Annotated in this window: 25 protein-coding genes; 16 read left to right on the top strand and 9 right to left on the bottom strand. The window is 64.2% G+C overall.

The genetic code is table 11. The annotated features are described in order from the left end of the window. The first annotated feature begins 3 nt into the window (after nt 1-3). The 7 genes from RPPS3_RS11910 (at nt 4) to RPPS3_RS11880 (ending at nt 5163) form a co-directional block, all read left to right on the top strand. The gene (locus RPPS3_RS11910) at nt 4-573 is read left to right on the top strand and encodes a flavin reductase family protein (RefSeq protein ID WP_107344293.1); all 570 of its coding nucleotides are present in this window, start codon (nt 4-6) and stop codon (nt 571-573) included. 161 nt (nt 574-734) lie between these two features. Further along, nucleotides 735-1688, top strand: a complete 954-nt coding sequence (locus tag RPPS3_RS11905; RefSeq protein WP_107344292.1) for an aliphatic sulfonate ABC transporter substrate-binding protein — start codon at nt 735-737, stop codon at nt 1686-1688. A gap of 338 nt (nt 1689-2026) precedes the next feature. Next, the gene (locus RPPS3_RS11900; RefSeq protein WP_159060671.1) at nt 2027-2257 is read left to right on the top strand and encodes a hypothetical protein; all 231 of its coding nucleotides are present in this window, start codon (nt 2027-2029) and stop codon (nt 2255-2257) included. Further along, nucleotides 2254-2877 carry a helix-turn-helix domain-containing protein gene (locus RPPS3_RS11895; RefSeq protein WP_107344290.1) on the top strand — a complete coding sequence of 208 codons (624 nt, stop codon included), beginning with the start codon at nt 2254-2256 and terminating at the stop codon, nt 2875-2877. Before RPPS3_RS11900 ends, RPPS3_RS11895 begins: the two co-directional genes overlap by 4 nt. Nucleotides 2878-3139: 262 nt before the next feature. Further along, complete coding sequence (locus RPPS3_RS24630; RefSeq protein ID WP_199852212.1) at nt 3140-3631, top strand: hypothetical protein; 492 nt, start codon at nt 3140-3142, stop codon at nt 3629-3631. A 138-nt stretch (nt 3632-3769) separates the two neighbouring features. Next, the gene (locus RPPS3_RS11885) at nt 3770-4003 is read left to right on the top strand and encodes a DUF2218 domain-containing protein (RefSeq protein ID WP_107344289.1); all 234 of its coding nucleotides are present in this window, start codon (nt 3770-3772) and stop codon (nt 4001-4003) included. Between the two features lie 59 nt (nt 4004-4062). Continuing rightward, nucleotides 4063-5163 carry a threonine aldolase family protein gene (locus RPPS3_RS11880; RefSeq protein WP_107344288.1) on the top strand — a complete coding sequence of 367 codons (1101 nt, stop codon included), beginning with the start codon at nt 4063-4065 and terminating at the stop codon, nt 5161-5163. Between the two features lie 4 nt (nt 5164-5167). Here the strand turns inward: RPPS3_RS11880 and RPPS3_RS11875 are convergent, their stop codons facing one another. Genes RPPS3_RS11875 through RPPS3_RS11850 form a run of 6 tightly spaced genes read right to left on the bottom strand, consistent with a single transcriptional unit; the run spans nt 5168 to nt 12009 of the window. Beyond that, nucleotides 5168-6547, bottom strand: coding sequence for a nitrogenase component 1 (locus tag RPPS3_RS11875; protein WP_107344287.1), 1380 nt, complete (start codon nt 6545-6547; stop codon nt 5168-5170). A 12-nt stretch (nt 6548-6559) separates the two neighbouring features. Continuing rightward, nucleotides 6560-8065 (bottom strand): nitrogenase component 1, encoded by a 1506-nt coding sequence (locus tag RPPS3_RS11870; protein WP_107344286.1) that lies wholly within the window; start codon nt 8063-8065, stop codon nt 6560-6562. A 15-nt stretch (nt 8066-8080) separates the two neighbouring features. Further along, the gene (locus RPPS3_RS11865; protein WP_107344285.1) at nt 8081-9394 is read right to left on the bottom strand and encodes an O-acetylhomoserine aminocarboxypropyltransferase/cysteine synthase family protein; all 1314 of its coding nucleotides are present in this window, start codon (nt 9392-9394) and stop codon (nt 8081-8083) included. 35 nt (nt 9395-9429) lie between these two features. Continuing rightward, nucleotides 9430-10131, bottom strand: a complete 702-nt coding sequence (locus tag RPPS3_RS11860; RefSeq protein ID WP_011157914.1) for a methionine ABC transporter permease — start codon at nt 10129-10131, stop codon at nt 9430-9432. After that, a complete protein-coding gene (locus tag RPPS3_RS11855; RefSeq protein ID WP_107346570.1) occupies nt 10085-11218 on the bottom strand; it encodes a methionine ABC transporter ATP-binding protein in 1134 nt (377 codons plus the stop codon). The genes RPPS3_RS11860 and RPPS3_RS11855 overlap by 47 nt, the downstream gene beginning before the upstream one ends. An 8-nt stretch (nt 11219-11226) precedes the next feature. Next, nucleotides 11227-12009 carry a MetQ/NlpA family ABC transporter substrate-binding protein gene (locus RPPS3_RS11850; RefSeq protein ID WP_107344284.1) on the bottom strand — a complete coding sequence of 261 codons (783 nt, stop codon included), beginning with the start codon at nt 12007-12009 and terminating at the stop codon, nt 11227-11229. A gap of 495 nt (nt 12010-12504) precedes the next feature. Between RPPS3_RS11850 and RPPS3_RS11840 the strand changes: the two genes are divergently transcribed. Continuing rightward, the gene (locus tag RPPS3_RS11840; protein WP_107344282.1) at nt 12505-13551 is read left to right on the top strand and encodes an isopenicillin N synthase family dioxygenase; all 1047 of its coding nucleotides are present in this window, start codon (nt 12505-12507) and stop codon (nt 13549-13551) included. 110 nt (nt 13552-13661) lie between these two features. Here RPPS3_RS11840 and RPPS3_RS11835 read toward each other — a convergent pair whose 3' ends face one another. Together RPPS3_RS11835 and RPPS3_RS11830 are read right to left on the bottom strand one after the other, a co-directional pair. After that, on the bottom strand, nt 13662-14834 hold the full coding sequence (locus RPPS3_RS11835; RefSeq protein WP_107344281.1) for a trans-sulfuration enzyme family protein: 1173 nt from the start codon (nt 14832-14834) through the stop codon (nt 13662-13664). Nucleotide 14835: 1 nt separating this feature from the next. Next, the gene (locus RPPS3_RS11830; protein ID WP_107344280.1) at nt 14836-16233 is read right to left on the bottom strand and encodes a pyridoxal-phosphate dependent enzyme; all 1398 of its coding nucleotides are present in this window, start codon (nt 16231-16233) and stop codon (nt 14836-14838) included. Nucleotides 16234-16703: 470 nt separating this feature from the next. On the opposite strand from RPPS3_RS11830, the gene RPPS3_RS11825 reads away from it, so the two are divergent. The 5 genes from RPPS3_RS11825 (at nt 16704) to RPPS3_RS11805 (ending at nt 20238) form a co-directional block, all read left to right on the top strand. After that, nucleotides 16704-17087 (top strand): NifB/NifX family molybdenum-iron cluster-binding protein, encoded by a 384-nt coding sequence (locus RPPS3_RS11825; RefSeq protein ID WP_107344279.1) that lies wholly within the window; start codon nt 16704-16706, stop codon nt 17085-17087. Then, nucleotides 17084-18007, top strand: coding sequence for a radical SAM protein (locus tag RPPS3_RS11820; protein ID WP_107344278.1), 924 nt, complete (start codon nt 17084-17086; stop codon nt 18005-18007). The genes RPPS3_RS11825 and RPPS3_RS11820 overlap by 4 nt, the downstream gene beginning before the upstream one ends. A gap of 45 nt (nt 18008-18052) precedes the next feature. Beyond that, nucleotides 18053-18928, top strand: coding sequence for an AAA family ATPase (locus RPPS3_RS11815; RefSeq protein ID WP_107344277.1), 876 nt, complete (start codon nt 18053-18055; stop codon nt 18926-18928). Between the two features lie 43 nt (nt 18929-18971). After that, nucleotides 18972-19469 carry a cupin domain-containing protein gene (locus RPPS3_RS11810; protein ID WP_107344276.1) on the top strand — a complete coding sequence of 166 codons (498 nt, stop codon included), beginning with the start codon at nt 18972-18974 and terminating at the stop codon, nt 19467-19469. 280 nt (nt 19470-19749) lie between these two features. Beyond that, nucleotides 19750-20238 carry an Lrp/AsnC family transcriptional regulator gene (locus RPPS3_RS11805; RefSeq protein WP_107344275.1) on the top strand — a complete coding sequence of 163 codons (489 nt, stop codon included), beginning with the start codon at nt 19750-19752 and terminating at the stop codon, nt 20236-20238. 164 nt (nt 20239-20402) lie between these two features. On the opposite strand, the gene RPPS3_RS11800 is transcribed toward RPPS3_RS11805, so the two are convergent. Next, on the bottom strand, nt 20403-21704 hold the full coding sequence (locus RPPS3_RS11800; RefSeq protein ID WP_107344274.1) for an O-acetylhomoserine aminocarboxypropyltransferase/cysteine synthase family protein: 1302 nt from the start codon (nt 21702-21704) through the stop codon (nt 20403-20405). Between the two features lie 273 nt (nt 21705-21977). On the opposite strand from RPPS3_RS11800, the gene RPPS3_RS11795 reads away from it, so the two are divergent. The 3 genes from RPPS3_RS11795 to RPPS3_RS11785 all read left to right on the top strand — a co-directional run bounded on the left by RPPS3_RS11795 (nt 21978) and on the right by RPPS3_RS11785 (nt 26322). After that, entirely contained in the window at nt 21978-23171 is a 1194-nt protein-coding gene (locus RPPS3_RS11795) for a PLP-dependent transferase (protein WP_107344273.1), read from the top strand. A 224-nt stretch (nt 23172-23395) separates the two neighbouring features. Further along, complete coding sequence (locus RPPS3_RS11790; RefSeq protein WP_107344272.1) at nt 23396-24931, top strand: nitrogenase component 1; 1536 nt, start codon at nt 23396-23398, stop codon at nt 24929-24931. Then, nucleotides 24931-26322, top strand: a complete 1392-nt coding sequence (locus RPPS3_RS11785; protein ID WP_107344271.1) for a nitrogenase component 1 — start codon at nt 24931-24933, stop codon at nt 26320-26322. Before RPPS3_RS11790 ends, RPPS3_RS11785 begins: the two co-directional genes overlap by 1 nt. The last annotated feature ends 5 nt before the right edge of the window (nt 26323-26327 follow it).

Here is a 26327-nt window from a genome sequence, read left to right as displayed (position 1 = left end):
GCCATGACGCTTGCCATCGAGGACCGTCTTCGTTCCGCTTCGCCGGCTGACTTCGCCCATGCGATGCGGCAACTCGCGAGCGGCGTCAGCGTCATCACCGCCGGCAAAGGCAGCACCCGAGTCGGCATGACCGCCACGGCGGTGACCTCGCTGTCGGCGACGCCGCCGACGTTGATCGTCTGTCTCAACCAGAAATCGTCCGCCGGCCCGCTGATCGCTTGCAGTCACGCCTTCGCGGTCAACATCCTCGCTGCCGACCAGATCGAAATCGGCGAACGCTTCGCCGGCAAGGGCGGCCTGAAGGGCGCAGCGCGGTTCGCCGGCGGTACGTGGAATACGGGTATCTCGGGCGCCCCCGTTCTGGCCGGCGCACTCGCGACCATCGAATGCGAGCTCGATGAAGTTATCGAGCGGCATACCCACGCGATCCTGGTTGGCCGCGTCGTTCACACCTCGACGCTGCCACGCAAAGCCTCACTGACCTATTGGCAGGGCAGCTACGTCGCCATCGATCGCGACGAAGATCTCGTGCGCCTGGCCGAGGTCAGCGTACCAAGCACCAAGCACGGCTAGCAACGAATCCGAAAGCTGACTTGCGAATGGGGCAAACAGTCCTTTCCCCAATCAGATGCTGAGCAGCATAGTTCGCATGACTGCCTTCGATCTTTGGAATTCAGTCGGATTGGAATTCCTGCCTCTAATAGCATCCCACGAATGATCTCTGGAGCAGGCTCATGATGTCGTCGCGTAGATCGTTGTTCGCCCTCGCCTTCGCCGCGCTCGCGGCATCGTCCATCGGCTTCGCCTCTGCGGCGGACCTGAAGGAAGTCCGCATCGGCTTCCAGAAGGCAGGCATTCAGCCTGCTGTGAAGGAACGCGGCGTCCTCGAAGCGGCGCTCAAGGAAAAGGGCCTTTCCGTGAAGTGGGTCGAGTTCGCCTTCGGCCCGCCGCTGCTCGAAGCGCTCAACACCGGCAATATCGATTTCGGTTACACCGGCGACACCCCGCCGATCTTTGCGCAGGCCGCAGCGGCCAACCTGCTGTACGTCGCTGCCCTGCCCGGCTCCGGCAAGAACGAAGGAATCGTCGTTCCGGCGAACTCGCCGATCAAGACGGTCGCCGATCTCAAAGGCAAGCGGCTTGCTATTCCGAAAGGATCGAGCGCACACAACACGGCCGTCGCTATCCTCGAAAAAGCTGGCCTGCAGTTCACCGACGTGACCGCGGTGTACCTGCCGCCCGCCGATGGCACCGCGGCATTCGCCGGCGGAACGGTGGACGCGTGGGCAATCTGGGATCCGTACCTCGCGCTGGCAGAGAAGAGCGGCGCCCGCGTCCTGAGCTTCGCCGGCGACGCTCACGACTCGATCGGATTCTTCCTCGCCAACCGCGAATTCACCAATGCGCACGGCGACGTAGTGGCGCTGATCAACCAGACCTTCGCCAAGGAAGCGCAATGGGCCAATGCGCATCACGACGAGATTACCAAATCCCTCGCCACCTCCACCGGCGTTGATCCAGCCGTGGTGAGCGTACTGGTCGGCCGCTCGGTGTTCGAGATCACGCCGGTGACCGAGAAATACATCGCCGAGCAGCAGCAGACCGCCGACCGCTTCCACAAGCTCGGCCTGATCCCGAAACCGATCAACGTCCGCGACATCGTCTGGAAGTGGTCGCCGGCGTCCTGATCATCGATTCTCCCGTTGGACCACCTCGTCCGGCATCGCACGGCTCGTGCAATGCCGGACGTCTTGTATCGTGCGCCCACCGGACCAACCGCCGAACGTCTCCCATCGCGCGCTCCGCAACCGTGGAGGTAAAATAGCAGCGGACTCGGCTTTCGGCCGGTCCAGCCCCACTTGGCCCGAAACATCCGGACCCGCCGTGTCTCCGATAGCAGACATGACCTACGCGAGCGCAGCAGGCTGAAATGCCTTGCCACTGGACAGAGCAAAGGCGCTCGATCCGTTGTTTTCTCGCTGCACTGATTGTCATGCGGGGGTTTATCGCCGAACATTGGACTTCGATGGATGACAACGAGGACGTGGTGTCCGTGCAATCGGCGAATGTGATCGATCTGAGTGCGTACCGGGCGCAACGAAAGGCGCTCACCGCTGCGGCGAACTCAGCCCCAACGTGGGATCAATACCAGCCGCTTCCGTTTCACGGTCAGGCCTTCTTCTTCGGTTTCTGGCCGAGCTGGGTCATGGCACCGATTATGCTGATCGGCAGCTACACGCCCGGAGCGAAGGGATGAGCGACGCCAGCTTCCGGCTCGACTCCCACGAAACCGAAGCGAAGCACGTCTCAATCGATCTGCCGTCGATCGTTGGGCATAATCTGCGGCGGCTTCGGGTGCGGCAGGGTTACTCGCTTGAACGTCTGGCCAAGCAATCCGGCGTCAGCCGTGCGATGCTTGGGCAGATCGAGACCGGCAAGAGCGTGCCGACGATCGGAACCTTGTGGAAGGTCGCGACCGCGCTCGGCGTCCCATTTGCGCGCCTGATCGCCACGGAGGGCAACCACCGTCCCCAGGTGCTGCGCCGCACCGACGCCAAACTTCTGACGTCGAACCAGGGTCAATTCACCTCGCGCGCGCTGTTTCCATTTGACGGCGAGCGCCAGGTCGAATTCTACGAACTGCGGTTGGCACCGCTTCATCGCGAGGACGCCGACCCGCACGCCGCCGGCACCCGCGAAAATCTGGTCGTTGCGAAAGGTGCTGTCGAAATCACCGCAGGTGCGGAGCGGCCCGTCGTGCTGAGTGCCGGCGACGCGATCCTGTTCGAAGCAGATGTCCCGCACAGCTATCGCAATCTCGGCACCGAGGAAGCCGTTCTGTTCCTCGTCATGACCTACGTCGAATCCATCGGGTAGCCGCCCATCGCGCGACCTGCCCCCAAAGCAGCGTTCCTCACGTCGGAGCGAACGCACGCCTGAGCTATGTGGGAGACGCCGTCAAAGAAATCTGCTGTTCAACAGCAAGGAGCCGGCAGGTGGCCGGCTCCGGGCTGATCTGCAGAAGATGGAACGAGGCGATTAGGCCTTCGCCATCATCCCCATCATCATCATGCCGCCGCAGCTCATCATCATCGGCATGCCGCCCGTCATCATGGTCATCATGTTCTGGCAGCACTGCATGAACATGTCCTTCATCGCCGGATCCATCGGCGCCATCTCGCAGCTCATCGTGCCGTTCGGCGACATCGTGCAAGTCATCTTGCACATCATCATCGGCATCGCCATGCCCGGCATGCCCATCATCGACATGCCCGCCATCATCGGGTTCATCATCATCGGATTCATCATGCCCGGCATCCCGCCCATCATCGGCATCGGCATGGGCATCATCGGCATCATCTGCATTGCGGTATTCATGGCTCTCTCCATCGTCTGGGACGAACTTGCTTCGTCTGCTGACCTGGAGAGTAGAATTACGTTGCTAATCACTCAATCGCGAATACGGCCTTCTCTTCGCTTTCCTCCAACAAGTCAGCCACAACGCCAACAGAACGGCAGCAACGTCCGTTATCACGGAAACTCGTCTGTTATGTTGGCACGGCGGCATCAAAGCAAGAAACGCCCCCTCTATTGTCGTGCATCGCCGGCGCGCCTGACCATTGATGGATGAGCGAATCCCAAATCTGGAATCGCATTGATGTCGGTCGCCGCTCGGTGACTTCAAAACGTGAGCATTCGCTGCAACGGCGATACGCCGCTGGACTCACTTGGTTGAGTTCAGCGCTGTCTCGCTCGACCACAACTATGGCTGCAACGACTTCCGCGCCTCGCCCGCGGGCGAACAAATGAAACCGAACTCGATACGATTCTGACCCGAAGTGCTTTGACGCTCGGTGAGGCTCAGCTGACCGCAAAGCCAGACGCCCTATTGCCAGATTTGACCGCGACAGACGCGGTCAACACAACGACCTTCGAGGAAGTCGTCACCAGCCGCATCGAACACTTCGCGTTCCGCGAAGAGCTTTACTTCATGTGGAACTAATAGATTATACTAGCTGACGGCAGCATCGCTTTTGTTAAACATGAACGTGACATCGCACCGTGATCTACACCCCCGCCCCTGAAGATACCCGACTGCCGCCGGTGCGGATCAATCTGCTGTCGGACACCCAGACGCAGCCCAGCGCGGCGATGCGGGAGGCGATGGCGCGGGCGCCGGTGGGCGACGAACAGATCGGCGCCGATCCGACCGTGAACGCACTGTGCGCCCGGGTTGCCGATCTGCTCGGCAAGGAAGCCGCGGTGTTCATGGCGTCCGGCACGATCTGCAATATCGCAGCGACGCTGGCGCATTGCCGAGCCGGCGACGAAATCCTCGCGCACGAGACGTCGCATGTCGTCTCGCTGGAGGGCTGTACACACGCGGCGCTCGGCGGCTTTCAGATTCACCCGCTGCCGGGTACAGGCGGTCAGTTCTCGGCCGACACGCTGCGAGCAGCACTGCATCGGCCTGACCGTCATCAGGCGAGGCAGAGCTTGGTGTGCGTCGAGCAGACCACCAATCTCGGCGGCGGCACGGTGTGGCGGACGTCGGCGCTCGGCGACGTCGCGGCGCTGGCTCGCGCCAACGGGCTCGCCACCCACATGGACGGCGCCCGCCTGATGAACGCAAGCGTCGCCAGCGGCGCATCGCCCCGGCAGATCGCTGCAGGCTGGGACTCGGTGTGGATCGATTTCAGCAAAGGTCTCGGCGCGCCACTCGGTGCGGTATTGGCCGGCTCAAACGACTTCATCGACCAGGTTTGGCTGTGGAAGCAGCGGCTCGGCGGCTCGTTGCGCCAGGCCGGCATTTGCGCCGCCGCCTGTCTGTACGCGCTCGACCACAACGTCGATCGGCTCGCTGACGATCACGCCAATGCCAGGCTGCTCGCAGCAGGCTTGTCGCAGATTGGCGGCGTGACGGCTGAACCTCCCGAGACCAACCTGGTCTATTTCGATATCTCGGACGCGGCATTGTCGAAGCAGGAATTCGTCGACGCGCTGCGCGCCGATGGCGTGCTGATCTCGATCCTCGGCGGCCGGCTGCGGGCCTGCACGCATCTCGACGTCACGCCCGCCATGATCCAAGAGGCGCTCGAAGTGATCCGCAACGTGGTGGAAGGCGACACGGCGGCCCGGATCGGCCGCCGCGCACAGGTCTGAGCCGTCAGGCCATCGTGCTCGCGCGCACCACCGTGGTGTAGGTCCGCTCGATCAACTGCAGCGCGCCGCGATAGCCCACATAAGCGCGCGACAGCACGACCTCGTCGGTACACGGATAGCCGATCTCGACCAGCGGAGCGCCGATCTCATCGGCCAGCGCTGCCTCCCAGGTCGAGCCGAACACGATCGGCAGTTCGCCGGTGAAGTCGGTCGCGCGCACGATCTGATGGATGCGCTTGCCATCCTGCTCAAACACGGCCTCGGCGCCGGATTGGTCGGCAAGTGCGCGATACTGTTTTTCGATCGTCTCGCGCAGCTCCTCCGGTGGATTCTCGCTGATCACGAACGGCCCCGGATTGAGCCCGAGTTGCTCGACCAGGAAGCTCGCCACCGCGAGATTATAGGCGCTTTCGCTGACCACGATCGCCTGCGACGGCAGCCGGTACTGGCTGGTCGAGCCGGCATAGAAACAGGCGAAGTCGCGCAAGTAAACGTAGTGCTCCTTTTCCTCCTGCGCGATGAACGCTTCGGCGCGTGCCCGATCGAGACCCGCGAACGCCACCACCCGGCGCAGGAACGCGCTGGTCGCCTTGGCGCCGATCGGGATCGTCGGCTCGTGCAGGAACGGCTGGCCATAGAGATCCTCGAGATGCGCCGCGGTCGAGAGCCCGAGCCAGGGCGACAGCACGAGATTGAACTGCGCCTTCGGAATCGCGCGCCATTCCGCGACGCCGGCCGATGCCGGGCCGAACAGAATGTTCACCTGGAGACCGATGCCTTCGAGGATGCGGCGGATCTCGGCCAGATCCCCCCGCCAGAACGGGTTCTGATAGGGCAGCAGCGACCAGACATTGACCAAGCCGTGCTGCAGCGGCGCATCGCCGGCGTCGACGAATTGATCGATGATGGCGCGGATCACCGTCTCATGGCCGGTGAAGTTATTGCCGCGATAGCCGCTGGTCTCGGCCACCACGATCGGCACGCCGCGCTTTTGATAGCGACGCACCACGCTGCCGACGTCGTCGCCGACCAGGCCAGGGATGCAGCCGGTCTGCACCACGAACAGATCGGCCTCCATCACCTTCAGCGTCGAGGCGATCAATTCGTCGAGCCGATCGGCACCGCCGAAGATCACTTCCTGATTGCCGAGATTGGTGCTCGGCACATGGAATTCGCCGCCCTGATAGGCGTTGATGCCGGATAGCGCATGAAACTGTTTGGTGGCGCAGCCAGGCCCGCAATGGGTGATCGGGATCGCGCCGGGAATGGCGATCACGCTCGCGAGCGCGCCGAGGCTGCAGCCGTAGCGCACCTGCTCGATCGCGCCCGGCGAAGAGCAGAACGCACCGGTGGGATCTTGGGCGTTGGTGACGGGAGACAGCATCAATGAACTCTTTCAGGTCGGCTCGGTGATCGGCGCGTAGGGATCGGTCTCTGCCAACCACCAAGGCTGGTACGGAAACGAGCTGTGCGCGGCGACGTCTTCGTAGAACCGCTTACGCGGCAGCACGCGCAGGATGGCGCGGCCGATCGTCAGCAGGCCTTCGTAACCGAGGCCGTCGTTGGAATAGAAAATCGGCAGCACCGGAATGCCCATTCGCCCGGCCAGCACCGCCAGCGTGCCGGTGTGTCGGCAGATCACAAAGTCAGGCTTGGCCCGTAGCAGCGCTGCGTGGGCCTGGAAATGCTGATCCGGGCTCACCGTATAGTTCGGGATATCGCCCCAGGCGTCGACCAGGTGGCCGAGCGAATCCTGCTGCGGATCACCTGAGTCGGTGGTCGGATCGTGGTGGAACGAGAACGCATCGTCGACGGTGACGCCGAGTTCGCGCAGATCCGTGATCAGCCCGTGCGCGAATGCGGCACCGGCCGCCACGAAGCCACGCTTCCCGGTCAGCGCTTTGCGCAGACGTGCCAGTTCCGGCGCGATGCGTGCCCGTTCGCTTTCGATCACCGCCTCGACCTTGTCGGAGGTGCCGGTCAGCCGCGCGATGTCGCGCAGCCAGTTATCGGTGGCGTCCAGCCCATAGGGCAGCGGCGCCCTCACCTCCGGCACGCCGAACTCCTGTTCGAGCCCGGTGGCGAGATACGACAGCACGAAACACATCGTCACCGTCGCCGCGGCTTCCGACATCTGCGCCAGCCGCTCCAGTGTATTGCCGCCCATCACCAGATTGACCCGCAACCCGAGCGGATTCAGTAGCGGCGAGAACACGTCGGGGCCGCCGAGATGGATGACATTAATCAGATCTAGCTGCTTGGTTCGCGGATACGGCACCAGGCGGCGCAGGATGCCGTGCTCGATCACGTCCCAGCCGCTCGACCAGTGCTTCGATTTGAACCCTTCGCAATGCAGGGTGACGACCGGAATGCCGATCTCATCTTCGACTCGCTTGGCCGCGCCGTCGACATCGTCGCCGATGATGCCGGTGGCGCACGAGGTCGCCACGAAAATCACCCGCGGCTTGTGGCGCTCATAGGCGTCACGGATGGTGTCCTCCAGGCGGGAGACGCCGCCGAACACCATGTCCTGCTCGCCGAGATTGGTGCAGATCGACTTCGGGTCTTCCAGCTTCCAGCCACGGCGAGCGGCAAGATCACGGTAGTAGCGCGCGGTGAACGACTGGCTGGCAGCGCAGCCGATCGGCGAATGCTGCACCACCACCGAATCCTGGATGATGGTGGCGTTGGTGACGGCGATGTGCTCGGCGCACATCGACGCCTGCGCGAATGGCGTCGACTGTTCGCACAGCCGTCGCCCCCCGTTCTCGCAGCCCTTGGCGCAGCCATAAGTGAAAGCCGAATCCTTGACCAACTGGCCGGCGCGGCCATCCCACTGGGTGATGGTGCCGAGCCGCTGGTCGCGGGTTTCGACCTGGGGAGTCTTCAGATTGAGCGCCATGTGCGCCTCGCAAATTCAGGTGGCGTCGAGCGCCTGGGCGATGTCGGCGATAATGTCGTCGACGCTCTCGATGCCGATCGACAGCCGCACGTAGCCCGGCGTGACACCGGCGGCGAGCTGCTTGTCCGGCGCGAGCTGGGCATGCGTCGTCGACGACGGGTGGATCGCGAGACTATGGGCGTCGCCGATATTAGCGACGTGGAACAACAGCTTCAGCGAGTCGATGAAGCGTCGGCCCGCCGTGAAGCCGCCCGGCAGTTCGAAGCCGACCAGCGCGCCGTAGCCGCCTTTCAGATAGGTGTCGGCGCGGCGCCGCGCCTCGCCGCTCTGCAGGCCGGGATAGATCACGTTCGCGACCTTGGGATTCTGCGCCAGATAGTCCGCGATCCGCGCCGCATTGGCAGTCTGCTGACGGATGCGCAGCGGCAGCGTCTCGACGCCCTGAATCAACTGAAACGCGTTCTGCGGCGACAACGCCGGGCCAAGGTCGCGCAACAGGCCGGCGCGCGCCGCAAACGCATAGGCAACCGGACCGAACGGCCGCGCGATGTCCGGCCAGTTGCGGCCGTTGTAGGATGGATCGGGGCCTGTGATCAGCCGATGACGGTCAGCGAACTCCTCCCACGGGAACTGGCCGCTATCGATGATGACGCCGCCAATCGTGGTGCCGTGCCCTCCGATATATTTGGTGGCCGAATGCACCACGATGGCCGCGCCATGCTCGATCGGCCGCGCCAGCAGCGGCGCCGCCGTATTGTCGATGATCAGCGGAATGCCGAAGCTGCGGCCGATGTCGGCGACTTCGCGGATCGGAAACACGTTGAGCTTCGGGTTCGGCAAGGTCTCGCCGAAATACAGCCGAGTGCGATCGTCGGTGGCGGCGCGGAACGCCTCGGGGTCGGACGGATCGACGAAACGCGCCTCGATGCCGAACTGCTTCAGCCGGTTGGCGAAGAAATTCCAGGTGCCGCCGTAGAGATCCGTTCCGGTGACGATGTTGTCGCCGGCCTGCACGAGCGTCAGCACCGACAGCGCCACCGCAGCCTGCCCCGAGGCCAGCGCCAGCGCCGCGGCGCCGCCTTCAAGGGCGGCGAGCCGTTCCTCCAGCACATGCGCGGTCGGATTGCCGATGCGCGAATAGACGAAGCCGAACTCCTCGAAATTCACCAGCCGGTCGGCACGTTCGGTGGTCTGCAGATCGAACGATGTGCTCTGATAGATCGGCACCTGCGTGGCGCCGGTGGCCGGATCGGCGCGAAACGAGCCGCCGTGGAGCGCGAGCGTATCGATATTGCCAGGAAGCAGTGGTTGCACAGTTTGCAGCGACATGAGGTCTTCCTTCGAAATAGAGCTACGGCCTGAAATTAAGCGCGGGATGCCGATCGCTTGCCGCGGGCGATACGGTGATTGACGGCGCGCGCAGCCGCGTCGCCGAGCAACTGAACGGACTGAACGATGGCGACGAGCACGATCACGACCGCAGCCATCACCTCGGGCATGAAGCGCTGATAGCCGAACCGCACGCCGAGATCGCCGAGGCCACCGCCGCCGACGGTGCCGGCCATCGCCGAGTAGCCGATCAGGCTGACCAGCGCGACGGTCTGCCCGGCCACGATGCTCGGCAGCGCTTCCGGGATAATCACGCGGACGATGATCTGCAGCGGCGACGCTCCAATCGCCTCGGCCGCTTCAATCAGCCCCCGATCGACCTCACGCATCGCGGTCTCGGCAAGCCGCGCGAACAGCGGCGTGATAGCCACAGTGAGGGGAACAATCGCGGCACTGGTGCCGACCGAGCTTCCGGCGACGAAGCGCGTGAACGGGATGATCGCCACCATCAGGATGATGAAGGGCGTCGACCGGACCAAGTTGACCACCGTGCCGAGCACCCGATTGAAGATCGGCAGCGGCAGAATGTGGCCCGGCGACGTCACCACCAGCAGGACGCCAAGCGGCAGGCCGAGCGCAGTCGAGACCACGGCCGCGACCGAGACCATGTAGGCGGTCTGTTTGAGCGACTCAACGAGCAGCGCTGTGACGGCGGGCGACAGCAGATCGAACGGCATGACCGATGACTTCCACGACTAATCCGAGGGAGGAAAGATGCGACAGCACGGCGGGCAACTTGTCGCCGGCCCCGCCCGCCACCAGCGTCAGCACGCCGAGCGGCCGGTCGCCGACGTAATCAATCCGCCCGTGCAGAATATTGGGCTGGATGCCGAACACCGACACGAGATCAGCAACGATCGGGTCGTGCGCCGCGGTTCCGGTGAACACGATGCGCAGCACCGGATCGCTGCCGGGCACGGCCTCCGGCAGGAGCTGCGCCGCCACCGGTGGCGGCAATTCGTGCGCCACAAGGCCGGACAGGAACGACCGCGCCACCGCTGATTTCGGAAACGCCAGCACATCGAATGTCGCGCCCTCCTCCACCACCCGGCCATGATCGAGCACCGCCACGCGGGTGGCGATGTCACGCACCACGTGCATCTCGTGAGTGATCAGGACGATGGTGAGGCCGAGCTTGCGATTGATGTCGCGCAGCAGCGCCAAGATTTGGTCGGTGGTCTCTGGATCGAGCGCCGAGGTTGCTTCGTCGCACAGCAGCACAGACGGATCGAGCGCAAGCGCCCGGGCAATTCCGACTCGCTGTTTCTGACCGCCCGACAATTCAGACGGATACGCGTCCGCTTTGTGAGCAAGCCCCACCAGATCGAGCAGTGGCGGAATCCGCCGAGCGATCTCCGCGCGCGGCAGCCCCGCCACCTTAAATGGCAGCGCGACGTTGCCGGCGACCGTGTGCGACGACAGCACGTTGAAGTGCTGGAAGATCATGCCGATATCACGCCGCGCATTGCGCAGCGCACGGCCGCGCAGGCTGGTGATCTCTCGGCCCGAGACGATCACCCGCCCTGCGGTCGGCCGCTCCAGCAGATTGATGCAGCGGACCAGCGTGCTTTTGCCAGCTCCCGACCTGCCGATGATGCCGTGGATTTCGCCGCGACTGATCGTGAGTGAGACGTCGTCGAGCACCGGCCCGGCGGCGTCCGAAAATGTCTTGCTGAGATGCTCGATCCGGATCACCGCGTCCCGGGAGGCGTCAGCTCCGCCGGCGACGAGATGAAATTCGGATGGTGGCGGGAGCGCGTTCATCCGATCGGTCACCACGCCGCCAGGATATTGCCGTTGAATTTCGTCGCGATGAATTGCTTTACCTCGGGCGACTGATAGCTCTCGACCAAGGTCTTGACCCAAGGCTTGTCCGCATCCTTGCGAGCGACCCCGATCAGGCAGACGTAATCGGACTGCTGGCTTTCAATCAGCAGCGAATCCCGATTGGGAACAAGACCCGCACTCAGGGCGAAGAACGAGGTGATGACCGAAAAGTCGACGTCTTCCAGCGACCGCGGCAGCTGCGCGGTTTCCATCGCCAGAATCTTCACCTTCTTCGGATTGTCGACGATGTCGAGTTCGGTCGCGCTGAAATTGCTGCCCGGCGCGAGCTTGATCACGCCGCCCGCTTCCAGCAACTTGAGCGCCCGCCCGCCATTGGTGGGATCGTTCGGAATCGAGATCTTGGCGCCGACCGGCAGATCCGCCAGCGACTTATGCTTGCGGGAATAGCCGGCCATCGGCAGCAGGATAGTGCGGCCGACCGAGACGATGTCGAGCCCGCGGTCGCGGTTTTGCTGATCGAGATAAGGCGTATGTTGGAAGGCGTTAGCGTCGAGCTCGCCATTATGGGTGGCAACATCGATCAGCGCACCGTCGGAGAACTCCACCAGCTTGACGTCGAGCCCCTTGGCCTTGGCGACCGGAACAAGAGCCTCGGTGATCTGCGCATGCGGACCGCTGGTGACGCCGACGCGGATGGTCTCGGCGCCGGCAGGATTTCCGGCCCCGATCGCGGCGGCGAGAATGACGGAGAATACGAGCGGTCGCATCAAGATAAATTCCCTTCCCAATTTCAAAGATGCCTGCAGTGTGCGGGCATGGCGATGCCCGCGACCGAGGTCAGCCCAACCGATCACGTGGCCGCCAACATCAACTGCGGCGCCCGATCGACGATCACCGATGCTAGATGGCGCTCCCAGCGTTTTCAATTTTCGTCAGTAGTAAAGCCATCCAAATTAGTTGCTCTGCAGATAAGCTTCTTCGAAATCCACGCGAGATTCGACATCAGGCATCCAATCGGTAATTTTGAGTACAACTAAGCTGCCAACGATCGATATCGGCCCGCAGGCGATACGCGCCGCTTCGGCTTCGAGAACACCGATGCTCTCGGAAGCAGGACCAACTACGAAGCGCATCAGCGAGGAAATAAACCCAGCGGACCAACACTGATCGGCAGCACGACCGATGCTATTTTCGCCGAAGCCTCGACAGCATGTCGGCACGCACGCATCATTCGAAGCAGCCGCTATAGTTGGAGCCAATCGATGACAGCCTCGCCCTCACAGCTTCCCGTCCTCGACCTCAGCCGGTTTCGCAGCGACACCGCCGCGCGGGCGGAATTTCTCCGCGATGTCCGCAACGCCGCCTTCGGTCCCGGATTCTTTTACCTTGTCGGTCACGGCATCTCTGACCGGCTGATCCGCGACGTGCTGTTTGCCTCGCGCAACTTCTTTGCCCTTCCGGAGGCGGACAAGCTCGCGATCGAGATGATCAACTCGCCGCATTTCCGCGGCTACACCCGCGCCGGCCGGGAATTCACCCGCGGCCAGCCGGATTGGCGCGAACAGCTCGATGTTGGGGCCGAACGCGAGGCGTTCCCGCTCAGCCGGTCGGCGCCGGCCTGGACCCGGCTGCAGGGACCGAACCAATGGCCCGACTCACTGCCGGAGTTGAAGCCGCTGCTGCTACGGTATCAGCAGGAGGTGACGGAGCTGGCGATCAAAGTGCTGCGGGTGTTCGCGGCCGCGCTCGGACAATCCGAAGATGTGTTCGAGCCAATCTACGTGCCCTCGCCCAATCAGCTGATCAAGATCATCCGCTATCCCGGGCGAGCAGCGGACGAGAGCGACCAGGGCGTCGGCGCCCACAAGGATTCCGGCTTCGTCACGATCCTGCTGCAGGACACCGTGGCCGGCTTGCAGGTCGAAACCGCCGACGGCTGGATCGATGCGCCGCCGCTGCCGGGATCGTTCGTGGTCAATATCGGCGAGATCCTCGAGCTGGCCTCGAACGGTGCCCTGCGCGCCAATGTGCACCGGGTGGTATCTCCGCCGCCGGACACCGACCGGCTATCGGTCGCGTTTTTTCTCGGCGCACGGCTCGACGCCACCGTGCCGGTGCTGACGCTGCCGTCGGAGCTCGCCGACTACGCCCGCGGCGTCACGCAGGATCCGCAGAACCCGTTGTTCCGCGAGGTCGGACGCAACTATCTCAAGGGCCGTCTGCGCTCGCACCCGGACGTGGCCGAACGTCACCATGCCGATCTGCTGGAGGAATATGCGATCAAGCCCGGCCTCGCGGCGGCCTATTAGGCCGCCACGGTCGTTCCGCCTCACTGGATCGCCGATGACAACAGAGATGCTCGGCACATGCCGGGCATCTCTGATTTGCTTTGCTCAGATCTCGCTGTCCAGCGGGCCCGTCACAAGATGGACAGCGCCTGCTCGAGATCGTCGGTCAGATCTTCGACGTCTTCGATGCCGATCGACAGCCGGATCAGATTAGGTGTGATCTGGCGCGCCAGCCGATCGGCTTCCGGCAGCGAGCCGTGGCTCATGGTCCACGGCTGCCCGACCAGGCTCTCCACGGCGCCCAGACTTTCCGCCAGCGCGAACAGCCTGAATCGGCTCAGCACGTCGACGACCTGCTGTTCGTCGGCCTTCAGATAGGCTGCCACCATGCCACCGCCACCATCCATCTGGCGCACCGCGAGGGCGTGCTGCGGATGGCTGTTGAGCCCGGGATAGACCACCCGCTCGATCTTGGGATGGGCATCGAGCCAGCGCGCCACCGCCAGTGCATTCGAACTATGGCGGTGCACTCGCAGCGGCAACGTCTTGATGCCGCGCAGCGCCAGGAAGCTGGAGAACGGATCGAGGATGCCGCCGGTGGCGTTCTGCAGGAACTGCAGCTTCTGCGCCAGCTCCGGATCGCGAACGACGATCGCACCACCGACGATGTCGGAATGGCCGCCGATGTACTTGGTCACCGAATGCACCACGATGTCGATGCCGTGCTCCAGCGGGCGCTGTACCGCCGGCGACGCGAAGGTGTTGTCGACCACGGTGAGGACGCCGCGCTCGCGGCCGATCGCGGCGATCGCTTCCAGATCAGCCAAGCGCAGCGTCGGATTGCTGGGCGTCTCGATCCAGATGAAGGCGGTGTTCGGCTGGATGGCGTCGCGCAGCGCGTCGAGATTGGCGGGATCGACATGGGTAATGGTCAGCCCGGCCGAATGGCTGCGCACCCGATGGAACAGCCGCCAGCTTCCGCCATAGAGATCGTCCGACGCGACGATGTGGCTGCCCTGCCCGGCGATCTCCAACAGCGCCGCCTCGGCCGCAAGGCCCGAGGCAAAAGCGAAGCCGGCGTGGCCGCGCTCGGCGTCGGCGATCGCGGCCTCGAACGCGGCACGCGTCGGGTTCTGCGAGCGCGCGTATTCGTAGCCCTTGTGCACGCCCGGCGCCGACTGAACGAATGTCGACGTGGCGTAGATCGGCGTCGTCACCGCGCCGGTCGACGGATCGAAATGCTGGCCGCCGTGCACCGCACGGGTGTTGGCCCCGCGCTGCCGCAGGTTGGTGGTCTTGTCCATATCAGTGCACCTTGCTACGCAAATGATTGATCAGGTCGATCCGGGTGATCAGACCGAGGAAGCGCGAGCCGTCGACGACCACGACGACGTGGCCGCGGTCGAACACCGGCATCAGGCTTTCGAATGGTGCCGACGCCTCGACGGTCTCGACCCGCTTGCTCATCGCCGAATGCACCGGTTCGGCGAATTTGGCCGGATCGCCGATCGTCGCCATCAGCAGATCGGACTCGTCGATGATGCCGACGACGCGGTCGTCGACCAGCACCGGCAGTTGCGACACTTCGTAGAGCTTCATCCGCGAATAGGCGAAGTTCAGCGTATCCTCGGGAGCGACCGTGATCGAAGCGCCTTCGTCGTGGCGGCGTACGATCAGGTCGCGCAGATCGCCGTCGTGCCGACGCGGCACGAAGCCTTGATCGGCCATCCAGGTGTCGTTGAACATCTTCGACAAATATTTGTTGCCGCCGTCCGGCAGCAGCGTCACCACCCGCTTCGGCCTGGTCTGCTCGCGGCAATAGCGCAGCGCAGCCGCCAGCAGCGTGCCGGACGACGAGCCGGCGAGAATCCCCTCCCGTCGCAGCAGTTCACGCGCGGCGTGGAAGGATTCGGCATCGGTGACCGTGTAGCCACGCGCCACCAGCTTCAGCTCGGCATTGCTCGGTACGAAATCCTCGCCGATGCCTTCGACCAGCCAGCTTCCGACCGGGCCGGGTTCGCGCCCTTCGACAACGTCGACCAGCACCGAGCCTTTCGGATCGGCCAGAATGATCTCGGTCGTCGGCGAGGCGCGCTGAAAGAACCGCCCGATTCCGGTCAGCGTGCCACCGGATCCGATGCCGCACACCACCGCGTCGACGCGGCGATCCATCTGCTCCCAGATTTCCGGCGCGGTGCCGTATTCGTGGGCCAGCGGATTGGCCGGATTGGCGAACTGATTGACGAACACCGCGCCCGGGGTTTCCGCGGTGATCTTCTCGGCGAGATCCTGATAGTAAGCCGGGTGTCCCTTACCGACGTCGGAGCGGGTCATCACCACCTCGGCGCCCATCGCCTTCAGGTGCAGAACCTTTTCGCGGCTCATTTTGTCCGGGATGACCAGAACCAGACGATAGCCTTTGAGCGCGGCGATCAGCGCTAGGCCGAGGCCGGTGTTGCCGGCGGTGGCTTCGACCAGGGTCCCTCCCGGCCGCAGCTCGCCGCTGCGCTCGAACGCCTCGATCATCGCCAGCGCCGGGCGATCCTTGATCGACCCCCCTGGATTCTGGCCTTCGAGTTTGGCGAACAACCGGCACGGACCGGCATCCAGCCGGGTCAGTTGCACCAGGGGCGTGTTCCCAATCAGATCGATCAACGCCTTGGGCGAGCGATCCTTGGGTGTGGCAAGACGGGCCAGGCTCACGATGTATTCTCTCGATCTTCCGCGATTGCAGCTGCGGAACGACGTCACCGCCGCGGATGCAGATCAAAGTGGGCCGCACGACTCTGCGGCGTCAATATGGGCAACGCATTTCAGTAAGAACGCGATCCCCACCACAGCATCGGCAGCAAATTTGTATCGCTCAGCCGCGCTGACGGAGATCTTGATTTCCGTCTTGTGAGTGCGTCGCCCGCTCACATCAGCGCGGAACTGAGGCGGATCACGGTTCTGGAATCGATCACTCCTGCGGGATCGATCGGATGCCTGTGGCTGAAGGCAACGCCGTACCGGCCACGACGCGACGTAGCATCGATTTGATTGCCGGGTGATTTCGACAGAACGTGTATCATCTTCGGCGAGCGACAACGAAAGCCATTGCTCCGGCCGATCAGCTACGTAATCGATCATCCGCATTGCGCGCGGATATACGCTGACGAGCTGCGTGGGGCCATATGGGATCGCCATCATCGGAGTCCGAACCGATCAAGGTTGCAATTGCCACCGGGAACGGCGTCGGCGTCACCGAGCATTTCGGCTATGCGACCGACTTTCAGATCTGGGATGTCTCGACATCGACTCCCCGGCTGCTTGAGACCCGCCGCAACATCCCCGGCTGCGGTGCCGACCGCAGTGCGGCGCAGCAGCGCGATCCGCTCGACGTCTCGGTCGATCTCGTAGCCGACTGCCGTGCCGTCGTGGTCGCCAAGATCGGCGAATGCGGTGTCAATCGCCTTGCTGAACTCAACATCCTCGCGTTCGAGACCGACGACACCGTCGACAGCGTGGTGCGAGAACTGGCGGAGAGCAGCTTGCTGCGGGAGCGCTGCCCCGCATGACGATATCGTTGAACGCAAATGCCGATGCTTTGCAGCACGCGACACCTGCGTTCACGGCGTTGGAAGGCCGGCATCCATGTTTCAGCACCACGTCGGAAGGGCATGCCGCCGCGGAGCGGCTCCACCTTCCGGTCAGCCCCGGTTGCAATATCGACTGCTCATTCTGCAAACGCGACTTTAACCGCCACGATCACCGCTCGGGCGTCGCGACGCGGCTGTTGTCCCCGGAGGACGCCGAGGCAGTGGTCGAACGCGCGCTCGAACTCTGCCCCTCCCTTGCCGTGGTCGGGATCTCAGGCCCCGGCGAACCGCTGGCAACCGATCATGCGCTCGATACTTTCGTGCGAATTCGCGCCCGTTGGCCGCAACTGACGCTGTGCCTCTCGACCAACGGGCTGATGCTGCCATCACGGATCGAGGAGATCGCCGCGGTGGGGATCGAAACCCTCACGGTGACGGTCAACGCCGTCGATCCCGACATCCAGGCCACGATCACGCCCAAGATCGCGTGGCAACGACGACGCCTCGATGGCCGGGCCGCGGCCGAGCGTCTGATCGGCAACCAGCTCGAAGGCATCGCGCTTGCCGCCGCGCTCGGCCTCACCATCAAGGTGAACACCGTGCTGATCCCCACCGTCAACGAGGATCACATCGGGGACATCGCAGCCGAGGTCGCAGCCGCCGGCGCGCGGATGATCAACATCATCCCGCTGATCCCACAGCATCGCTTCTCCAATCTGCCGGCCCCGAGCCTGATGCGGCGCTACGTCGCCCGCGCCGACGCCGAGCGTCATTTGCGCGTGTTCCACGATTGCCACCCCTGCCGCACCGACGCCTGCGGCGCACTCGGGATCAGCGATTACACCGCCGCGCTTTACGGCGACGATCTCCTTGCCGAGCCGACCTTTTCGCACGGCTGACGCCGTCCCCCACACTCATTGGACAATTCTGGATAGGAACCGACCATGGCCAGCAAACTGAAGCAAATCGCCATCTACGGGAAAGGCGGGATCGGCAAGTCCACCACCACCTCCAACATCAGCGCGGCCCTGGCTGAAGCAGGCTACAAGGTGATGCAGTTCGGCGCCGACCCGAAGGCCGACTCCACCAACACGCTGCGCGGCGGCGCCTACATCCCGTCGGTGCTCGACCTGCTGGCGGAACGCCGCCGCGTCGATGCCTACGAGGCGATCTTTCAAGGCTTCGGCGGCATCTACTGCGTCGAGGCCGGCGGCCCGCAGCCAGGCGTCGGTTGTGCCGGCCGTGGCATCATCACCGCGGTCGAACTCCTGAAGCAGCAGCGGGTGTTTGAAGAACTCGACCTCGATTACGTGATCTACGACGTGCTGGGGGACGTTGTGTGCGGCGGCTTCGCCGTGCCGGTGCGCGAGGGCATCGCCGAACACGTGTTCACGGTGTCGTCGTCCGACTTCATGGCAGTCTATGCCGCCAACAATCTGTTCCGCGGCATCGAACGGTTCTCCAACTCGGGCGGCGCGCTGCTCGGCGGCATCATCGCCAATTCGATCAACACCGACTTCCAGCGCGACGTGATCGACGATTTCGCCGCGCGCACCGCGACGCCGATCGTGCAATACGTGCCACGCTCCCTGACCGTCACCCAGGCCGAACTCAGCGGCCGCACCACCATCGAGGCGGCGCCGCAATCGGCGCAAGCCGAGATCTATCGCCAGTTGGCGCACCGCATCGCAGAGCACACCGAGTCCAAGGTGCCGACGCCGCTCGATCCGCAGCAACTTCGCGAATGGTCGAGCAGCTGGGCGGATCGACTGGTCGCGGCGGAACGAGCCGAAGCCGAGCGCGACCGCGCGGTCGCCTGACGCACCCTCACTCCACCCCCTGGCAGCTTTGAAGAGGACAACGATGGCAACTCTCCTGTTCGCCGACGGACGCGAGGCGACCGCCGCGGAGATCGAAACAATCGCACGCGCGCATCGCATCGTGGTGGAGCATCACCCGGTGCCGACGGCACTGGCGGAAACACTGGGGCGACCGCTGCTCGACGACACCGCGGCCGCGACCGTGCTTGACGCACTGCCGCCGCGCCCGGAGTTTCCGTCGCGCGACCTGATCGTGCTGCATCCAGAGCGGCCGGATAACGAGCAGCTCGCCACCAAATTCGAAAACTGGCATCGCCACGCCGGCGACGAGATCCGCCACATTCTCGATGGGGCCGGCATCTTCGGCGTCATTGTTGACGGGCAGCGTGCCGATCTTCACGTTGGTCCAGGCGATTTCATCGTGGTCCCGGCGGGCCTCGAGCACAATTTCCGCCTCACCGCCGCCCGCCGGATCAAAGCCGTGCGCTATCTCAGCGATGCCGAGGGTTGGTCGGCCGAGTTCACCGGTCGAGCTGCCTGACTCGGAACGCGACGGACTTTCCGCCGGGGACGACCAACCGCCGGTAAGAACGATCGCTCCGGAGAACGCCACTCCGCGAGCGATTTGTTCTCCACCCAACTAATAGCGCAGCAGCTTCTTTCAAACTGTTTGGCGGATGTTGTGTTCGATCGGAGAACGTCCTTAGATCGCGGAGTAGTTCGTTCCGCCGAACACGTCACTGACGGCATTCGTCCGTTCGTCACGCCCGGCGCGCGAGCAGACCATCCTCGGATCAGGATCACTCCGTCGTCAGTTCGGTATGTCACGACCTCTCGATCATCTCGATATCAAGATCCTCCGGCTGCTGCAGGAGAACGCCACCCACTCGGTCGCGGACATCGCCTCCAAGGTGGGGCTGTCGTCGACTCCGTGCTGGAAGCGTATTCAGCGCCTGCAGATGGACGGGGTCATCACCGGCCGTGTCGCACTGGTTGATCAGGAAAAGATCGGGCTCGGCCTGTCGGTGTTCGTCTTCATCGAAGCCGGCGAACAGACCAAGGAATGGCAAGCCTCATTCGCCACAACGCTCCGCGGCATGCCCGAAGTGGTCGAAGTGTACCGGCTTGCTGGTGACTATGACTACGTCCTGCGCGTCGTTGTCGCCGACATGAAGTCGTTCGACCGGTTCTACCGCCGGCTGATCAAGACCGCCGAACTGAAGAACGTCACCTCGCGGTTTGCGATGGAAAAGATCAAGGCGATCACCGCGCTCCCGGTGGTCCCACCGCCGCCGCAAGCCTCGCCATAACGGCTAGCCACACTGGGACGTATCGCTCCCCGCCAAATGTCGTTCGCGGCCTTGCGAAGGGCAAAACGGCAAGGCGATCCAGAAGTCCCCGAACGCTTCGCCGCCTCCCAATCAAGTTGACCGAGTTCCAAGGGGCGCCAGGGCAGCCCCTTGGAACGACCGCATCATGCAGCGTCCAGCGCCTGCGCCAGGTCGGCCAGAATGTCGTCCGGATGCTCGATCCCGATCGATAGCCGGATGAAGCCCGGCGTCACGCCGGCCGCCAGCTGATCCTCCTCACTGAGCTGCGAATGAGTGGTGGCAGAGGGCTGGATCGCCAGCGACCGCGCGTCACCGATATTGGCGACGTGATAGAACAGCTTCAGCGCCTCGATGAAGCGCTGGCCGGCCGCCTGCCCGTCGCGCAATTCGAACCCGATCAGCGCGCCGTACCCTCCCCGCATCGACGCGTCGGCGCGACGGCGGAGCTCACCGCTCTGCAGGCCAGGGAAATGCACCGCCGCGACTTTCGGATGGTCCTTCAGATAGTCGGCGACAACAAGCGCATTGGCGTTGTGCTGCTCCATCCGGATGGGAAGCGTCTCCAGCCCCTGCAAGATCTGCGACGCGGCGAGCGGCGCCATGCCGGCGCCGAAATCACCGAGCAGCTTCAGCCGCACGCGGAGCGAAAACGCGATCGGGCCGAACGGCCGAGCAACATCAGTCCAGACGACTTGCGGATCGGCCGCATCGGGCGCCGTCAGCAGCGGAAACCGTTCGGCGTGCTGCTGCCAGGGGAAGTTGCCGCCGTCGATGATCGCGCCGCCGAGCGTGGTGCCATGACCGCCGATATATTTGGTGGTCGAGTACATCACGATCGCCGCGCCATGATCGAGCGGACGCACCACGCCGGGGACGGCGGTGTTGTCCATCACCAGCGGCACCCCGAGCGAACGACCGATCGCAGCCACTTCGCGGATCGGAAACACCTCCAGCTTCGGGTTGGGCAGCGTCTCCGCATAATACAGCCGCGTCCGCGCATCGGTCGCGCGTCGGAAGTTCTCCGGGTCGGACGGATCGACAAACCGCGCCTGGATGCCGAGCTCGCGCAACGTGTTGTCGAACAAGATCCAGGTGCCACCATAAAGCCCCGTGGAGGTGACGAAATTGTCGCCGGCTTGCGCCAGGTTCAGCACCGAGAATGTCGACGCCGCCTGCCCTGACGCGACCGCCAGCGCCGAAGCGCCACCTTCGAACGCGGCCAGCCTGCTCTCCAACTCGCGCAGCACCGGATGGCTCACCGCTCGATACCGCGCATCCAGCCTCTCGTTGCCGAAATGCAGCGGTGCGCTGCCCCCGTCATCACCGCGCGACGCAGGACGGCGACTCACCTCGGCACGGCCGCGCGCGCCGCGGAGAACGAATGTGCTGGGATGCAGCAGTTGGACAGCATGATTATCATCGACGGTTGAAGCTTGCGCGAACATTTCACTTTCCAGCACGATTACTTGACTTCACGTGCCAACCGTATTCTCTGCAGATGCTGTGAACAAGCCGCGTTCGAACACACTTGCTATTCAGTTGTCGGAAGTCTCACGCGTCGCGAAACTCCCAAACCGCGCCGTATGGTGTCGACGCAGCGCCGTGTCTTGCATGCGCCGCTTGACGGCGGCTGCAGCAGCACTGAGTGATCTATCCGTCGCTCGACATCCACTGATCAATCCATTCTCTTCACCTCTGTCGCCGAGGAGCGCACCGTCATGACCCAGCCACAGGCCGCCAATTTCGAAACGCTCGCGGTCCATGGTGGTTCGTTCCGCGCCGATCCGGTCACCGGCGCAGTGGTGCCTCCGATTTACCTGACGACCTCGTACCAATTTCAGGACACCGAGCACGCGCGCCGTATCTTCGCGCTCGAAGAGATCGGCTACACCTACACGCGCACCGTCAATCCCACCCGCGAGTTTCTAGAGCGCCGCGTAGCCGCACTCGAAGGCGGCGTCGGGGCCCTTGCGCTCGCCACCGGCGAGAGCGCATCGCTCTACGCACTACTCAACATCACTCACAGCGGTGACAACGTCGTGCTGTCGCCAGACATCGGGGCGGGACGCAATGCCGGCCTCGTCGCTTCGCTGCGCCAGTTCGGGATCGACGTCCGTTTCGCTGCCGAGACGGGATCGGCGGAGTCGTTCGCCGCGGCGACCGATGCACGTACCCGGGCGTATTATGTCGAAAGCCTCAGCGTGCCGCAGCTCCGCGCCTTCCCGCTCGCCGGTGCAGCGGAAGCGGCGCAGCAAGCCGGCGTACCGCTGATCGTCGACAATACCGCACTGCCGCTGTCGTTAAGGCCGTTCGAGCACGGCGCAGCGCTGGTGATCTATTCGGCGGCGGAATATCTCGGTGGCCATGATGGTGCCCAAGGCGGTCTGATCATCGATGGCGGCCGGTTTTCCTGGGAGGCTCATGCCACCCGGCTGCCGACCCTCAGCGACCCAGACGCGTCGTACCACGGCGTGGTTTGGACCGAGCTGGTGAAGAAATGGAACGCCAGTCCGTTCGTGGCGCGGACGCGGGCGCATCTGCTGCGCGATCTCGGCGCGGCGATCAATCCACTGGCGGTGTTCCAGATCATCCAGGGTGTCGAGACATTGCCGCTGCGGCTGCGCCGGCAGACCGCCAGCGCGCGCGAGGTCGCGACCTATCTGGGCGCGCATCCAAAGGTGTCCGGCCTCGCCACAGGCGCTGCGTTGATCGCCTTCGATCTGCCCAGCGCAGCCGCTGCGGCTCGGTTTACGGACGTACTGACACTGTTTGATCCTGCCGTGACCTACGGAGGCGTCCGCAGCGCCATCCTCGACCGGGCTGCGGCCTCACCGCGCGTGGTATTGTCGATCGGGCTCGAGCACGCCGGGGACCTCCTCGCTGATCTCGACTCCGCGCTCGCTGACGCCTGATCGTGACCGCGACGGACGGGTCATACCGCAAGCTGGTAGCCGAGCATCATCGCACGGCGCCTCATCGACACTGGATTGCTTCTCCTCGCACGACGCGGCGCAGTTAGTTCTTTCAAATCGCAAAGCACCGCGCTTTCGCGCTTGCGAACAGCGTTTCCTCATGGCCATCTTCCCGCGCAACTGATCATCCTCACAGTTTCGTTCTTTGAAGGCGTTGAGCGCCGATGGCCATTAATCTTCGTAGTCCGTCCGCCGAGACCCGCGAGCAGCGTCTTGGTACCATTACTTCATGGGATGGCCCCGCCTCCCGCCTTGCCAACGAGTCCGCGTTCTCCCGCGGCGATTGTGGCCCCGGCTGCGGCGGCAAGGGCCAGCGCATCTGCGAATTGGAGTCGCCGTTCTCGCAGGGCTCGACCTGCTCCGAGCAGATTGCTGAAAGCCAAGCCAGCAACGTTCGCGACGCAGTGCTGGTGCAGCATTCCCCGATCGGTTGCGCCGCCGGTCACATCAACAGCAATGCGTTCTTCCGCAACGGCCTGATGCGGCGCGGCCTGGCTCCGCGCAACGTCACCGGCCTGTCGAGCAACCTGATCGAGCGCGACATGATCTATGGCGGCGCCGAGAAGCTGCGCGCCACCATCAAGGCCGCGGTAGAGCGGCACCAGCCCAAAGCGGTGTTCGTCGCCACCTCCTGCGCCACCGGCATCATCGGCGACGACGTCGAGAGCGTGGTGCGCGACTGCGAGGACGAGCTCGGTGTCCCGGTGGTGGCGATGTATTGCGAGGGCTTCAAGTCCAAGCATTGGAGCTCGGGATTCGACGCGATCCAGCACGGCGTGCTGCGCCACGTCGTCAAGCCCAAGCCGGGCCCGCGGCAGGACAACCTCGTCAACATCATCGTGCTGTGGGGCAGCGACGTGTTCACGCCGATGCTGGCGGAGCTGGGCCTCGAAGCCAACAACATCCTCACCGTCGCGTCGGTCGACGAGATCGCCCGCGCCTCAGAAGCCGCCGCATCGGCCACCTTCTGCTATTCGGTCGGCGGTTATCTCGGCGCTGCGCTGGAGCAGCAATACGGCGTGCAGGAGATCAAGGCGCCGCAGCCTTATGGCTTCGCCGGCACCGACGCCTGGCTGCGCGCACTCGCGAAGGCCACCCACCGGGAGGAGCTGGCCGAAGCCTACATTGCCCGCGAGCACGCCCGCGTCCGCCCGCAGATCGAGCGGCTGCGCGAACGGCTCAAGGGCGTGCGCGGCTACGTGGCGATGGGTGCGGCCTATGCTCACGGCGTGATCGGCGTGCTGCGTGAGCTCGGCGTCGAGGTGCCCGGCTCGCTCGTGTTCCATCACGACCCGGTCTATGACAGCCACGACGTCCGCCAGGACTCGCTCGGTCACATGATCGACGCCTATGGCGACGTCGAGCACTTCAGCATTTCCAACCGCCAGCCGTATCAGTTCTACAATCTGCTGAAGCGGTCCGATCCGGACTTCATCATCATCCGCCATGGTGGTCTGGCCGGCCTCGCCTCGCGCCTCGGCGTGCCTGCGATCGCGCTCGGCGATGCTTCGACGGCCATCGGCTATCAGGGCATGATCGACCTCGGCGAAGAAATCGTCGATGCGCTGGCGCAGCGCAAATTCCATCAGGACCTCGCCGGCCACACCAGCCTGCCCTACAAGCATTGGTGGCTGGATCAGGCCGATCCCTATCTACTCGCCCGGCAGAACGCCCCGCAAGCCGCCGGAAGCCGCGTCTGATGACCATCACCCCGCTTCAAGTCCGTCGCTCCGGTCCTGTCCCTGTCGTTGCCGACGTCCCCGAAGAAGGCCCGATCGAGCAGGTTCGTTACGCCTGCGCGCTCGGTGCGATGCAGACCGTGGCGGCGATCCCGCGCGCGATTCCGATCACCCATTGCGGCCCGGGCTGCGCCGATAAGCAATGCGGCGCACTCGCCTTCAACAACGCTTACCAGGGCGGCGGCTGGGGCGGTCTCGGCGTCGCGCCGAGCACCAACGCCACCCAGCGCGAAGTGATCTTCGGCGGCGAAGAGCGGCTGCGCGAGCTGATCAGCCACACGCTGGAGCTGATGGAAGCCGATCTGTTCGTCGTGCTCACCGGCTGCATCCCGGATCTGATCGGCGACGACGTGCCGGCCGTGGTCAAGGAATTCCAGGCCAAGGGCGCGCCCGTGGTCTATGCCGGCACCGGCGGCTTCCGTGGCAACAACTACACCGGCCACGAGGTCGTCACCCGCGCCATCATCGACCAATTCGCCAGTGCGGATGCAGGGCCGCGTGAACACGGCCTCGTCAATCTGTGGGCACCGCTGCCGTATCAGGACCCGTTCTGGCGCGGCGATCTCGCCGAATTGAAGCGGCTACTGCAAGGCATCGGGCTGCGCGTCAACGTGCTGTTCGGGCCCGGCTCGGCCGGCGTATCGGAATGGCGTGCAATCCCGCGGGCGCAGTTCAATCTGGTGGCATCGCCCTGGCTCGGCCTCGCCACCGCGCAGCATCTGGAAAGCAAATACGGCCAGCCGTATCTTCACCTGCCCGTGCCGCCGATCGGCGGCCGGCAGACCTCCGAATTCCTCCGCCAGGTCGCCGCCTTTGCCGGCATTCCGGACTCGCAGGCCGGAGCTTTCATCGCTGCGGAAGAGCGCGACTACTACGGCTACATCGAGGCGTTCTCGGAGTTCTATTCGCAGTATCGCTGGGGCCTGCCGGCGCGGTTCGCCGCCGTCGGCGACGCCGCCACCACGCTGTCGCTGAGCAGTTTCGCGGTCCGTCAGCTCGGCCTGGTGCCGGCCTCGGTGGTGATCACCGACAACACCCCGCCCGAGCATCGCGACGCGATCCGCGCGGCGTTCGCCAAGCTCGACCACGACGTCGGCATCGAACCGGTGTTCGCCGAAGATAGCTACGCGGTGCATACCGCACTCCGCAGCGCCGATTTCGGCCGCAAGCCGCCGCTGATCTTCGGCACCACCTGGGAGCGCGATCTCGCCAAGGAACTGCGCGGCTTCATTCTCGAAGTCGGTTTCCCGGCCTCCTATGAAGTCGTGCTGTCGCGCGGCTACGCCGGCTATCGCGGCGCGCTCACTTTGATCGAGCGCATCTACACCACAGCGATCAGCCGTAGCGCCTGAGCACT

It is taken from the genome of Rhodopseudomonas palustris (assembly GCF_003031265.1).
Lineage (GTDB): Bacteria > Pseudomonadota > Alphaproteobacteria > Rhizobiales > Xanthobacteraceae > Rhodopseudomonas > Rhodopseudomonas palustris_H.
This window is presented reverse-complemented; position numbering and strand designations above follow the sequence as displayed.

Coding starts and splice junctions, on each gene's coding strand:
- RPPS3_RS11910 (WP_107344293.1), top strand. CDS start 4: ATGACGCTTGCCATCGAGGACCGTCTTCGTTCCGCTTCGCCGGCTGAC.
- RPPS3_RS11905 (WP_107344292.1), top strand. CDS start 735: ATGATGTCGTCGCGTAGATCGTTGTTCGCCCTCGCCTTCGCCGCGCTC.
- RPPS3_RS11900 (WP_159060671.1), top strand. CDS start 2,027: ATGGATGACAACGAGGACGTGGTGTCCGTGCAATCGGCGAATGTGATC.
- RPPS3_RS11895 (WP_107344290.1), top strand. CDS start 2,254: ATGAGCGACGCCAGCTTCCGGCTCGACTCCCACGAAACCGAAGCGAAG.
- RPPS3_RS24630 (WP_199852212.1), top strand. CDS start 3,140: ATGAACATGTCCTTCATCGCCGGATCCATCGGCGCCATCTCGCAGCTC.
- RPPS3_RS11875 (WP_107344287.1), bottom strand. CDS start 6,547: ATGCTGTCTCCCGTCACCAACGCCCAAGATCCCACCGGTGCGTTCTGC.
- RPPS3_RS11870 (WP_107344286.1), bottom strand. CDS start 8,065: ATGGCGCTCAATCTGAAGACTCCCCAGGTCGAAACCCGCGACCAGCGG.
- RPPS3_RS11865 (WP_107344285.1), bottom strand. CDS start 9,394: ATGTCGCTGCAAACTGTGCAACCACTGCTTCCTGGCAATATCGATACG.
- RPPS3_RS11860 (WP_011157914.1), bottom strand. CDS start 10,131: ATGCCGTTCGATCTGCTGTCGCCCGCCGTCACAGCGCTGCTCGTTGAG.
- RPPS3_RS11855 (WP_107346570.1), bottom strand. CDS start 11,218: ATGAACGCGCTCCCGCCACCATCCGAATTTCATCTCGTCGCCGGCGGA.
- RPPS3_RS11850 (WP_107344284.1), bottom strand. CDS start 12,009: ATGCGACCGCTCGTATTCTCCGTCATTCTCGCCGCCGCGATCGGGGCC.
- RPPS3_RS11840 (WP_107344282.1), top strand. CDS start 12,505: ATGACAGCCTCGCCCTCACAGCTTCCCGTCCTCGACCTCAGCCGGTTT.
- RPPS3_RS11835 (WP_107344281.1), bottom strand. CDS start 14,834: ATGGACAAGACCACCAACCTGCGGCAGCGCGGGGCCAACACCCGTGCG.
- RPPS3_RS11825 (WP_107344279.1), top strand. CDS start 16,704: ATGGGATCGCCATCATCGGAGTCCGAACCGATCAAGGTTGCAATTGCC.
- RPPS3_RS11820 (WP_107344278.1), top strand. CDS start 17,084: ATGACGATATCGTTGAACGCAAATGCCGATGCTTTGCAGCACGCGACA.
- RPPS3_RS11815 (WP_107344277.1), top strand. CDS start 18,053: ATGGCCAGCAAACTGAAGCAAATCGCCATCTACGGGAAAGGCGGGATC.
- RPPS3_RS11810 (WP_107344276.1), top strand. CDS start 18,972: ATGGCAACTCTCCTGTTCGCCGACGGACGCGAGGCGACCGCCGCGGAG.
- RPPS3_RS11805 (WP_107344275.1), top strand. CDS start 19,750: ATGTCACGACCTCTCGATCATCTCGATATCAAGATCCTCCGGCTGCTG.
- RPPS3_RS11800 (WP_107344274.1), bottom strand. CDS start 21,704: ATGTTCGCGCAAGCTTCAACCGTCGATGATAATCATGCTGTCCAACTG.
- RPPS3_RS11795 (WP_107344273.1), top strand. CDS start 21,978: ATGACCCAGCCACAGGCCGCCAATTTCGAAACGCTCGCGGTCCATGGT.
- RPPS3_RS11790 (WP_107344272.1), top strand. CDS start 23,396: ATGGCCATTAATCTTCGTAGTCCGTCCGCCGAGACCCGCGAGCAGCGT.
- RPPS3_RS11785 (WP_107344271.1), top strand. CDS start 24,931: ATGACCATCACCCCGCTTCAAGTCCGTCGCTCCGGTCCTGTCCCTGTC.